This window comes from Streptomyces sp. NPDC041108 (assembly GCF_055592645.1).
Map to the genome: position 1 here is coordinate 48,749 of NZ_JBVIYK010000013.1, position 12,051 is coordinate 60,799.

General features: G+C 74.7%; 7 protein-coding genes. 5 read left to right on the forward strand and 2 right to left on the reverse strand.

The window, feature by feature from the left end:
- The first annotated feature begins 121 nt into the window (after window positions 1-121).
- The 5 genes from ACZ6BB_RS30610 (at window position 122) to ACZ6BB_RS30630 (ending at window position 9,456) form a co-directional block, all read left to right on the forward strand.
- Window positions 122-1,870, forward strand: coding sequence for a fatty acyl-AMP ligase (locus ACZ6BB_RS30610; RefSeq protein ID WP_471618355.1), 1,749 nt, complete (start codon window positions 122-124; stop codon window positions 1,868-1,870).
- The gene (locus tag ACZ6BB_RS30615; RefSeq protein WP_471618356.1) at window positions 1,867-6,171 is read left to right on the forward strand and encodes an acyltransferase domain-containing protein; all 4,305 of its coding nucleotides are present in this window, start codon (window positions 1,867-1,869) and stop codon (window positions 6,169-6,171) included. The genes ACZ6BB_RS30610 and ACZ6BB_RS30615 overlap by 4 nt, the downstream gene beginning before the upstream one ends.
- A 21-nt stretch (window positions 6,172-6,192) precedes the next feature.
- A complete protein-coding gene (locus ACZ6BB_RS30620; protein WP_471618357.1) occupies window positions 6,193-7,227 on the forward strand; it encodes an alpha/beta hydrolase in 1,035 nt (344 codons plus the stop codon).
- A 122-nt stretch (window positions 7,228-7,349) separates the two neighbouring features.
- A complete protein-coding gene (locus tag ACZ6BB_RS30625; RefSeq protein WP_471618358.1) occupies window positions 7,350-8,582 on the forward strand; it encodes a PucR family transcriptional regulator in 1,233 nt (410 codons plus the stop codon).
- 235 nt (window positions 8,583-8,817) lie between these two features.
- On the forward strand, window positions 8,818-9,456 hold the full coding sequence (locus ACZ6BB_RS30630; RefSeq protein ID WP_471618359.1) for a cutinase family protein: 639 nt from the start codon (window positions 8,818-8,820) through the stop codon (window positions 9,454-9,456).
- A gap of 83 nt (window positions 9,457-9,539) precedes the next feature.
- Here ACZ6BB_RS30630 and ACZ6BB_RS30635 read toward each other — a convergent pair whose 3' ends face one another.
- Together ACZ6BB_RS30635 and ACZ6BB_RS30640 are read right to left on the reverse strand one after the other, a co-directional pair.
- On the reverse strand, window positions 9,540-11,270 hold the full coding sequence (locus ACZ6BB_RS30635; protein ID WP_471618360.1) for a hypothetical protein: 1,731 nt from the start codon (window positions 11,268-11,270) through the stop codon (window positions 9,540-9,542).
- A gap of 110 nt (window positions 11,271-11,380) precedes the next feature.
- On the reverse strand, window positions 11,381-11,983 hold the full coding sequence (locus tag ACZ6BB_RS30640; RefSeq protein WP_471618361.1) for a hypothetical protein: 603 nt from the start codon (window positions 11,981-11,983) through the stop codon (window positions 11,381-11,383).
- Window positions 11,984-12,051: the final 68 nt, after the last annotated feature.

Below are 12,051 nucleotides of genomic sequence, written 5' to 3' on the forward strand. Positions count from 1 at the left end.
GCGGGCCCACGCCCCGGCGCACCGCGCCGCCGTCGGGCCGGTGCCCCGCCCCCGCGACACCCCGTGAGCCGTCCCCGTGAACCACCGCAAGTCGTCCCCGCGACGTGAGGAGCCATGCCCGATGGACAGCCGACGCCCCCCGCTCGCGCCCGTGTTCCGCAGTCTGCCGGAGTATGTACGGCACTGGGCCGAGACCACCCCCGACCGCCGGGCGTTCACCTTCGTCGACCATCCGGCTCCGCATTCGCGGGGCGTCCACCGCACCCTGACCTGGCGCAGGCTGGACCTGCGGATGCGGGCCGTGGCCGCCCGGCTCGCGGCGGAGGCCGAGCCCGGGGCGCGGGTCGCGGTGCTGTGCCCGCAGGGCATGGACTACGTCACCGCCTTCCTCGGGGCGCTCGCCGCCGGCCTGGTCGCCGTACCGCTGCACCCGCCCGGTCTGCCCGGCCAGGGCGACCGGCTGTCGGCGGTCCTCACGGACGCGTCCCCGGCGGTCGTCGTCACGACGGGCCATGTCCTCGCCGAGGTGCGCGAGGCGTGCGCGGGCCGGGAGGTGAAGGTCGTCGCCGTCGACCAGGTGCCCGACGCCGCGGCCGGCGAGGCGCGGCCCTCGGTGCCCGACGCCGACGCCGTCGCCTACCTCCAGTACACCTCCGGCTCGACCCGCACCCCGGCCGGCGTGGAGATCACCCATGGCAATGTCGTCGCCAACGCCCGCCAGGCGCTGGCCGCCTACGGTGCCGACGCGCATCCGGTTACCTTCGTGGGCTGGCTGCCGCTCTACCACGACATGGGGCTGGTGCTGAGTGTCGCGGCCCCGGTGGTGCGCGGGCTGCTGTCGGTGCTCATGGATCCCGTGGCGTTCCTGCACGAACCCGCGCGCTGGCTGCGGCTGCTGACCGCGCACCCGCGCGCGCTGAGCGCGGCGCCCAACTTCGCCTACGACTACTGCGCCTCGACGGTCACCGAGGCGCAGAAGGCCGGGCTGCGGCTGGACGGGGTCCACGCGCTGATCAACGGCAGCGAGCCGGTGCGCCCCGGCACGGCCGACCGTTTCCACGCCGCGTTCGCCGCGCAGGGGCTCGCCGCGGGGACGCACTGTCCGTCGTACGGGCTGGCGGAGGCGACCGTCTTCGTCAGCGCCGCCCGTCCCCGGGAGCCGCTGCGCGCGTTCGCGCTCGACCGTGACGCCCTGGCGGCGGGCAAGGCGCTGCCCGCGCGGCCCGACGACCCGAGGGCGGTGCTGCTGGCCGGCTGCGGCGCGCCGGCGGGCCAGCGGATACGGATCACGGACCCGGTGTCGCGGGCCGCGACGGCGGAGGGCGAGGTCGGCGAGATCTGGGTGCAGGGGCCCAACGTGGGGCGGGGGTACCGCGGCCAGGAGCGGCAGACGCGGCGCGTCTTCGCCGCCGTGCCGGCCGAGGTCACGGCGGAGGCGGGCGTGTGGTTGCGGACCGGTGACCTGGGGACGGTTCTGGACGGGCAGTTGATCGTCACCGGGCGGCTGAAGGACCTCATCGTCGTCGACGGACGCAACCACTACCCGCAGGACGTGGAGGCCACGGCCCAGGAGACGCATCCGGCCGTACGCCGGGACCGGCTCGCCGCGTTCGGCGTGCCGGGCGGCTCCGGGGAGCGGGTGGTCGTGGTCGCGGAGCACGCGCGCGGTGTGCCGGTCGCCGACCTCGACGTACCGGCCCTCGTGCGGACCGTGCGCGCGGCCGTCTCCGCCCGGCACGGGCTGCGGCTCGCCGACGTCGTCCTCGTCCCGCCGGGCACGGTGCCCCGTACGTCCAGCGGGAAGGTCTCGCGGACGCTGACCCGTGAACGCTATCTGGCCGGTGCCTATGCGGCGGGGGTCGCGGGATGAGGGCCGTCGGGGACGGCGCGGGCGGCGCGGAGGGCGCGCTGCGGCGGCTGATCGCCGAGCGGGTGGCCGTCTGGGGCGGCACGGCCGTCGCGGACGTGCCGATGGACCGGCCGCTCGCGGATCTCGGCATGTCCTCACGGGAGGCGGTCGCACTCACCGGGGAGCTGTCCCGGGCGACGGGCCTGGAGCTGCCGGCGACGCTGCTGTGGGAGGCGACCACCGGGGACGCGCTGGTGGCGCTGCTGTGCGGTACGCGGACGGACCTCGCCCCCGTGCCGGCCCCGCCTCCGGGGGCGATCGCGTCGCCCGGCGAACCGGTCGCGGTGGTCGGGGTCGGCTGCCGGCTGCCCGGGGGTGTGCGCGGGCCGGCGGAGTACTGGCGGGCGCTGCTCGACGGCGTCGACGCGATCCGGCGGGTCCCGGAGGACCGCTGGCGGGACTTCACGCCGTACCCGCCGACCGACGCGCTCCCGTTCGGCGGCTACCTGGACGACATCGCCGGGTTCGACGCGGACTTCTTCCGGATCACCCCGCGCGAGGCCGCGGTGATGGACCCGCAGCAGAGGATCCTCCTGGAGGTCGTCCACGAGACGCTCGATCATGCCGCCGTCCCGGCCGCGTCCCTCGCGGGCAGCGCCACCGGTGTCTTCGTCGGGGTCTCGGCGTCCGACTACGGGCAGCTCACCGGCGCCGATCCGGCCGCCGTCGACCCCTGGGCGCCGGCCGGCGGGGCGCTGAGCGTGGCGGCGGGGCGGCTGGCGTACGTCCTGGACACGCGGGGGCCGAGCATGGCCGTCGACACCGCCTGTTCGTCGTCGCTGGTGGCCGTGCACCACGCCTGTGTCAGCCTCCGCACGGGTGAGAGCGACCTCGCGATCGCCGCCGGGGTCAATCTGGTGCTCTCCCCGGCCGTCACGGTCGCGTTCCGGCGGGCGGGCGCTCTCGCGCCCGACGGGCGGTGCAAGCCGTTCTCAGCGGTCGCCGACGGGATCGGCCGGGGCGAGGGGTGCGCGGCCGTGCTCCTGAAACGGCTCTCCGACGCCGAGCGGGACGGCGACCGGATCCTCGCCGTCGTGCGTGCCACGGCCGTCAACTCCGACGGCCGTTCGGGCGGCCTCCTGGCCCCCAACCCGGCCGCCCAGCGGGCCCTGCTGACCACCGCCTGCGCACGGGCCGGCCTCTCGCCCACGCACATCGACCACGTCGAGGCGCACGGCACCGGCACCCCGCTCGGCGACCCGATCGAGGCGGGCGCGCTGGGTGCCGTCCTCGGCCGCGACCGTGACCCCGACCAGCCCCTGCTGCTCGGCTCCGTGAAGGGCAACCTGGGCCACCTGGAGTCCGCCGCGGGCGTCGCCGGCCTGGTGAAGACGGTGCTCGCGCTCCACCACGACCTGATCCCGCCCTCGCTGCACTGCACCGGGGGCAGCTCCCTGGAGGACGACGCGCCGCTGCGGGTGGTGACGGAGGCCGAGCCGTGGCCCCGGTACGGCGGTACCGCCACGGCCGGGGTCTCCGGGTTCGGGTTCGGCGGCACCAACGCCCACGCGGTGCTGGAGGAGTGGCCGCCCGACGCCGCCTTCCCGCCCCCGGCGCAGGAGCCCGTCGCCCGCCTGCACCTCCTCTCCGACGCCGATTCCGCCCGGCTCCGCGACACCGCCGCCCGGCTGGCGGACTGGCTGGGCACGCCCGAGGGGCGCGCCGCGCACCCGGCCGACGTGGCACGCACCCTCGCCGGACGGGCGGGACGGGGGAAGGTGCGGGCCGCGGTCGTGGCCGGTGATCCGGCCGAACTGGCGGACGGGCTGCGCGCGTTGGCCGGTGGGCGGCCGCACGCGTCGGTCGTGGTGGGCGACGGGGACCGCCTCGGGCCCGGTCCGGTGTGGGTGTTCTCCGGGTACGGAAGTCAGTGGCCCGGCATGGGGCGCCGACTCCTCGCCGAGGAACCGGCCTTCGCCGCGGCCGTGGAGAAGCTGGACGCACAGCTGGCCCCCGAGTGCGGGTTCTCGCTGTACGACCACCTGGCCACCGGCGGCGGCCTCGACCGCCTGGAGGTCGCCCAACCCGTGCTCTTCGGGATGCAGTTGGCGCTGGCGGAGCTGTGGCGGGCGCACGGCGCCGAGCCCGCCGCCGTCATCGGGCACTCCCTGGGCGAGGTGGCCGCCGCGGTGTGCGCGGGCGCGCTGGAGGTGTCGGACGGGGCTCGTGTGGTCGCCGTACGGGCCCGGCTGCTCAGCGGGCTGCGGGGCGGGGCCATGGCGGTGGTGGACCTCGCCGACGACGAACTCGACGCCCTGGCACGGGACTTCCCGGGCGTTCATGTCGCCGTGCACTCCTCGCCCGGCCAGAAGGTGGTGACCGGGGAGGAGGAGCCGGTGGCCCGGTTGGTGCGCCGGCTGGAGGCCGAGGGGCGGGTCGCGCGGGCGATGCGGGTGGTCGGGGCGGGTCACTCGCCGCAGGTCGAGCCGCTGCTGCCGGTGCTGACGGCGGAGCTGGCGGACATCCGGGGCGGGCTCGCGCGTGTCCCCGTGTACTCCACCGTGCTGGACGACCCGCGCGGCGACTGCGTGTTCGACGCGGCGCACTGGGCCGCCAATCTGCGCAGACCGGTGCGCCTGGACCGGGCGGTCGCCGCCGCCGCCTCCGACGGCCACACCGCGTTCGTCGAACTCTCTCCCCACCCGGTCCTGCCCCGGGCGATCACGGACACCGCGCCCGAGGCCCTCGCCCTCGGCACCCTCCACCGCGACGCCGACACCGCCGCGGGTTTCCTCGCCCAGGTGGGCGTCCTGCACACCGCCGGGCTGCGGCTCCCTCTGCCCCCGGGCCGCGTCATCGACCTGCCCGGACCCCGCTGGCGGCATACACGGCACTGGTGGACGGACGGAAGGGCGGGCTGCGCGGCGCCGGAGCCGTCCACCGCCCCGGTCGTGGGTGCCGGTGCCGCCGTACGGGGGCATCTCACGGCGGAGTCGCGCATGGTGCCCGTTCGGCAGCGGCCGGAGGAGGGGCGGACGGCGGACCACTCCTCGGTCTCCGACCGGCTCCGCCACCACATCGCCTCCGTCACCGGACACCCCCCGGCCCGCGTCACCCCGGCCACCGCCCTCGCCGAACTGGGCCTGGACTCCCTGATGGCCGTCCGTATCCGCACCGCCCTGGAACGCGAGTTCGGCATCCCGCTCCCCCTGCGCGACCTGCTGGGCGCCGGCACGGTCGAGGCGACGGCGGCCCGCATCCAGCGCGCGCTGCCGGGCGGGGCGACGCCCGCCACCGGGGACGGTCGGCGGGAGGCACCGGTGACGGCCGTACCGGCCGAAGCCCTTCCGACGTCCCCGCCCCGGCCGGTTCCTGCCGTGGACATCCGGCTCACCCCCTCCCCACAGGCACCGCGGGCCGACGGGCCGGCACGGGAGGAGCCGCCGCCCCGGCCTCTCCGCTCCTCCGGCACTCTTCCCCGCCGCCGGCCCCACGGACTCCCCGGCTCCCACCCGCTGCTCCACCCCCTGCACCCCTCGGGTCCGTACCCCCCGCTCTTCCTCGTCCACGCGGCGGGCGGCACCACCGACGTGTACCGGTCGCTCGTGGAACGGCTCGGCGGGGAACGCCCGGTGTACGGGCTGGAGCGGGTCGACGAGGCCCGTACGGTCGTCGAGAAGGCACGCCGGTACGCCGAGGCGGTGGCCGCCGTGCACCCCGACGGGCCCTGCCTGCTGGGCGGTTGGTCGTTCGGCGGCTTCGTCGCCCAGGAGGCGGCACGTCTGCTGACGGCCGCGGGGCGTGACGTACGGCTGGTGGCGCTCCTCGACTCCGTACGTCCGCTCCCCCGCCCCGAGAGCACCGAGGCCGAGCGGATCCGCGCGCACTTCACCGGCTTCGCCCACCACGTCGCCGACACGTACGGGGTCGAACTGGACCTGCCGTACGACGAGCTGACCGCGACCGAGGACGACGCCGAGCGCATCGATGCCGTGCTGCGGAAGCTGCGGGAGGCGGCCGACGTCCCGTCGGCGGTCCTCGACCACCAGCGGGCCTCCTATGTGGACCTGCGGATCGGCGAGGCGCACCGGCCGGACCGGTACGACGGGCAGGTCGTGCTCTACCGGGCCACCGAGCCCGCCCCGCACACCGTGCGCGACCCCGCGTACGAGCGGGACGACGAGGCGCTCGGCTGGGACGAGGTGTGCCCGCGCCTGACCGTCGTCCGGGTCGCGGGTCACCATCTCTCGCTGCTCGACCCGCCGAACGTCGACGAGATCGCCGCCCATCTGCGGTGGCTGCTCGCCGGGGAGACCCGCTGAACCGATCCGAGGAGAGCCGCCATGACCGACCCCAGTAACCACAGCACCCGCACCGGCCGACGGAGCGACACCACCGGGTGGTCCCGTCGCTCCGTCACCAGGGCGGCCGCCGCCACCGCCCTGGCCGCCCTCGTCGGGACGACCACCGAGAACTCCGCCGCCGCTGCCACCCTCGGGACCGCACCCGGCGCCCGGACCGCGCCCGTACCCGGCGTCCGGTCCGTCACCCGCCTCGGCGCCCGTACCCTCGACCTCTCCTTCCCCTCCGCCGCCCTCGGCCGGAACGCCCCGGTCCGGCTGATCCTCCCCTCCTCCTTCGACGCGCGGCCCGCCCGGACCTACCCCGTGCTGTATCTGCTCCACGGCGCCCACGACGACTACACGTCGTGGACCCGGGAGACGGACATCGAGGCGTTCACGGCGGGCCGGGAGCTGATCGTGGCGATGCCCGACGCCGGGCCGACCGGCATTCCCACCGCCTGGCGCGACGGCCCGGACTACGAGACGTTCCAGGTCTCCGAGGTCCCGGCGCTGCTCGCCCGCGACTATCGCGCCTCCGGAGTCAGGGTGGTCGCCGGGGTCTCCACCGGCGGCTACGGCGCGATGGCGCACGCGGCACGGCACCCGGGGAGGTACGCGGCGGCGGCCTCGTACAGCGGAATCCTCGACACCATGGCGCCCGGGGTGCCGAGCCTGATGGACGCCATCGTCAGCCGCGAGAACCTGGCCCCCCGGTCGCTGTGGGGCAACCCGATCCTCAACCTTCTCACCTGGCGGGACTTCAACCCGCGTTCCCGGGCGGCGGGATTGCGCGGCACCGCCCTGTACGTGTCGAGCGGCAGCGGAGTGGTCGGCGGGCTCGGCGACTGGCTCCCGGAAGCGCTGGAGAGCCTGCTCTGGCCGTCCGCCCACGCCTTCACGGACGCGCTCGCCCTGCTCCGGGTGCCGGTGACCACGCACTTCTACGCCGGCGGCGGACACGGCTGGGCCTACTGGAAGCGGGAGTTCGGCGCCTCGTGGCCGATGCTCGCCGGTGCGCTGGGGGTGCCGGCGTGAGGCCGGTGCCGTCGGGGCACGGAACGGAGCGCGGGGGGCGTACGTCCTACTCAGGACTTGCCCCTCGCCCCACGGGCACCGGCCCGCGGGTGAGCCGCTTCCGGGTGAAAGGAGGGTCCGCCGTGGCTGCCCCCACTCCGCCGTACGGCGTACCGAACGGTCCCGGCGCCGCCCTTGTGCCGCCCGAACTGGCCAGGCTGCTGCGCGACGAACTGGAGTCCGTCGCCGACGAGGTGGAAGCGGAGGTGCGCAGACAGGTCCCGGAGTACGCCGCCCGGTCGGCCGACGAGGCGAGCCGCGCACTCCTCAGGTCGGGGGTCGTGCAGGCGCTCACCCTGTTCGTCGACCACATCGCCGATCCGCGCGCCCGGGGAGACTCGATCGCCGCGATCTACCACGAGCTGGGACGCGGCGAGGCGCTGCAGGGCCACAGCCTCGAAACACTGCAGTCCGCGCTGCGGGTCGGGGGGCTGCACGCCTGGCGGCTGCTGGGCCGCGCGACGGAGGCACTCGGGCTGGACTCCTCGGTCATGGCCGGACTGGGCGAACTGGCGTTCCGGACGGTGCACGAGGTGGCCGAGGCCGCTGCGGCGGGGTACGCGGAGGGGCAGCTGCGCAGCACGGACGAGCTGGAACGGCGCCGGGGGCGGCTGCTCGCCCTGTTGCTGGGCGAGCAGCCGGTGTCGCCGGAGGCGGTGCGTGACCTGGCGCACGGCGCCCGCTGGTCCGTGCCGACCCACGTCGCGGTCGTCGTCCTCGCGGCCTCGCCCGACCAGCGGGAGGAGCGTCCGTTGGCGGCCGCCGGGGCGCTGGTGGACATGGAGTCCCGGCCACCACGGATGCTCGTGCCCGACCCGGACGGTTCGGGCGGCTTCGGCGGCCGGGCGTTCACGCTCGCGCTGCGGGGGCGGCCGGCGGCGATCGGGCCCTCGGTTCCGCTCACGGAGGCCGCCCGGTCCCTGCGGTGGGCCACCCGCGCGCTCGGGCTGATGGGGCGCGGCATCCTGCCCCGGCAGGGCGTGGTGCGCTGCTGCGACCATCTGTCGACGCTGCTGCTGCACAGCGACGAACCGATGCTCGCCCGGCTCCGGTCACAGGTGCTGGCCCCGCTGGACACGGTCGCGGAGGGGCCGCGCGGCCGGCTCGCCGAGACCCTGCTGGCGTGGCTCCTCGGCGGCAGCAACGTGCCCGACGTCGCCGCCCGCCTCCACGTCCACCCGCAGACGGTCCGCTACCGCCTGCGGCAGCTGGAGAAACTCTTCGGCGACGCCCTGCACGACCCCGCCACCCGTCTGGACCTCATCCTCGCCCTGCGCGCGGAGGCACTGCGGGACGACGACACGTCCACCGCATAGAAATACCCACTCCCCCGGGCCGGCCCATATCCGTCGGCCCATCTCGGGCTGCCCGTCTCCGTCGGCCCCTCTCGGGCTGCTCGACTCGGATGACTCACTCGGGCGACTCAACTCGGCACAAAAACGAACGTGAATACTGAATTCCCGTACATAACACCAGGACCGACTCCGCGAATACCTTCGGGACGTCCTTTTCCACAGGCGCTTCCACGCGCCCGACCCTCAAAGGATCCCCATGCGTATCCGCCTGTCCCTCGCCGCGCTCTCGCTGGTCGGCGGGGCCGGTCTGGCCGTCTCGGCCCCCACCGCAACGGCCGCCGCCTGCACGGACATCGACGTCGTCTCGGCTCGCGGCACGTTCGAGCCGGGCACTCTCGGCTTCATCGTCGGCGACCCCGTGTATTCGGCTCTGCAGAAGAAAATCGCGGGCAAATCGCTGTCCAGCTACAAGGTGAACTATCCCGCCGACCTTTCTCCCACGTCGGCCGCGCAGGGAAACTCGGACCTGGTGAACCATGTCCGGAGCCAGGCCGCCTCCTGTCCGAACCAGCGTTTCGTTCTCGTCGGTTATTCGCAGGGCGCGAACGTCGTCGACAACTCCATCGGCATCAGCAGCGCCGGCGCGGTGGTCGGCAGTCCCATCGTGGCCACCATTCCGGCGGCGCTCGAACCGAGGGTCTCGGCGGTGCTGTTGTTCGGCAACCCGATCCGCGCGATCGGCAAGAGCGTCACCGGCACCTACCAGAGCCGCACCATCGACTTCTGCGCGGCCGGTGACCCGGTCTGCGAGAACGGCGGCGGCGACGTGGGCGCCCACCTCGGCTACCGCGCGAACGCCGACGCGGCGGCGGCCTTCGCCGCGACCAAGGTCTGACCCACGGACCGCCCGGACAGGGCGAAGGGCCCGGGAGGACACCCTCCCGGGCCCTCCTTCCATGGGGGCGACGAGGGCGCCGGCTACGCGGGGTCCCGCGCGAACTCCGTCAGGCTCGTGGAGACGGGCTCGGGGCGGCCGTCGTTCTGGGTGGGCGCGGCGGTCAGCACGTCCAGGTGCTGGTAGCCGTCGGCGATCACGGGGTCCAGGTCGGCCGGGACACGGCCCGCCAGCAGCCCGTCGCCCGCGAGCACGGTGAGCGTCGGGTGGGCGGTGAGCCCGTCCGGGTGGACGACGAGCCGCTTGACCTGGGGCGAGGCTGCCAGTTGGAGATCGGTGACCAGCTTCGTCGGGAAGTACTGCTCGGTGAAGTCCAGCGGCTGCTGGGCCATGCTGCGGGCCAGTTCCTGGATGTCGGTGACCTCCTTGCCCGCGCCGGTGAACGGCGTCCCGTCGGCGGACCGGTACCCGGGGTCGTCGGCGTCGCCGACACGGTCGTAGTTCCGCCAGGTGTAGAGCGGCCCGCCCGGCCGGTCGGGGATCGCCTTGTACTCGCCGCCGAACAGGGCCGGTTGTGCCCCGTTCCCGTTGGCGGCGGGGAAGTTCTTGTCGACGACCGGCCCTCCGTCGAAGAAGCCCACGCTGCTCTGCAGGAAGGCCAGCGGTACGGAGTGGTCGTCCATCAGGGCACCGAGGACCGCCTCGTTGGTGAGCCGGAAGTCCCGCACCGCCGGGGTGCCGGAGAGGAAGGTGGGGGTGTCCTCGGAGAACAGGAACCGGTTGGTGACGTCGATGTTGGTGTTGCGGGGAAGGCGGTTCGGCAGGGTCGCCTCGCCGTCCGGGTCCTCCAGCGCGCCCATTCCGGCGATGGCGAGCAGCGTCATCGTCTCCGGGTTGAGGAGCACCGGCGCGGACAGCGAGCGCGGCAGCAGTCCGCTGTCGAGGCCGGCCTGCACGGCGCCGTGGCCGAGGCCGATGTCGGGCAGATCGGTGTCGTCCGGGATGCTGCCGCTCAGGTCCGCGAGGGTGGTGGTGACGGTGGTGTCGAGGGCGAAGTAGCCGGCGCACTGGCGGTGTCCGGCGTCCGCCGTGGTGGTCCGGTCGCCGTCGAAGTCGGCGGTCGCGAAGTACCCGGTGACGACACCGCCCAGGGAGTGCCCGCCGCACAGCACCTTCCGCGCGCGCACCCGCTGGTCGGGCAGTTCGGCGGTGAGCAGGTCGTACTGGTCGCGGACGGTCCGCTCGATGCCGAGCCGCGCCATCCAGCCCAGGTCGCCGTTGCCGAGGAAACCGTCGAAGGTGCGGCCCGCGACCGGCTTGTCCCGGTAGTAGTAGTCGACGGCCGTGTGCTGGTCGCCGGAGGCCACCCCGGTGCGGTCCTCCAGGCAGTTGGACCGGCGGTCCAGGGCCCAGAACTCGATGTGCCGGCCCTCGGCGGCGGCGCGTGCCACGGTGTTGCGGGCGACGCTGTCGAAGGCGCCGGCGCCTTCCAGGATGCCCGGCTGGGCGACGAGGATCCGGTCGGCGTCGGCCGAGGCGGCCGGTCCGCCGGAGGAGCGGTAGCGCAGGTACGACAGCCAGTCGCACGCCGCCGGTCGGGCTCCGAAGGACGCCGGCAGCGGCGCCCGCACCCGAACCATCGTCTCCGTCACGCCGCGGACCGGGCTGGTCGACGCGACGGCCGTCTCGGTCCGCGTCTGCGCGCCCCGCGCGTCGGGGGCGGCTCCGGTGAGCGCCCCGACGGTCAGCAGCACCGCCGGCGCGACGCCCCGCAGCGCCCTGAGGGTCTTTCCTTTCCTGCGACTCGTGTTCATGCTGGGACGGTAGGACCGCCGCGACGGCCCCACCGCCCCGTGCTCACAACAACGCAGCCACGGCCGGCGCCTTTGTCATCAGGCACCAACTCCCGCTGCCGCCCGCACGGTTACAGCCCGTCGGTCACCATCGCGGCGACGATCCGGACGTGCCGGTCCGCCGCGGTCGCGGAGTACTCGTTGTCGTAGTTGAGCCCGTAGGGCCAGAAGTGGCCGCCTCCGGTGGAGATCTTCGCGCTCGACCCGTCGTACTGCCTCACCAGGGCCGTGGCCCGCGCGCCGGTCCAGGTGCCGCTGCCGCCCAGCCGCGACCAGCCCGAGCTGGTGCCCACGCCTATGGTGTGCGCGATCTCGTGCAGCGCGGTCCGCTCGTTCATGTAACTGCGGTTGCTGCCGAAGCGGATGGTCCCGTTGAGGTTCCCGTCGGCGGTGGGGACGCCGGGCTCGTAGCGGACGGTGATGTTCTTGCCGAGATCGCTGAGGTTGTTGTAGCGGGCGACCGCCGCGTTCATGGCCGATGTGATCAGGTTGTACGCCGTCAGCTGGTCCCGTGTCGGATTGGCCGCCCGGACGAGGGTCCAGCTGATGGTGGCCGCCGCGGCCTGCGTCCGGGGAACGGGCGCGGCCTGGGGCGCCGCCTGGGCGACACCGGGTCCGGCGAGCAGCGCGGCCGCCAGCGCGGCCACGATCACCTTCGTGCGCGATGAGTTCATCGAGGTCTCTCCTGTGCTTCGGGGGAGGAGGAGTTGCTCAGGCACCGAGCTTTCCGGTGACCGCCCCG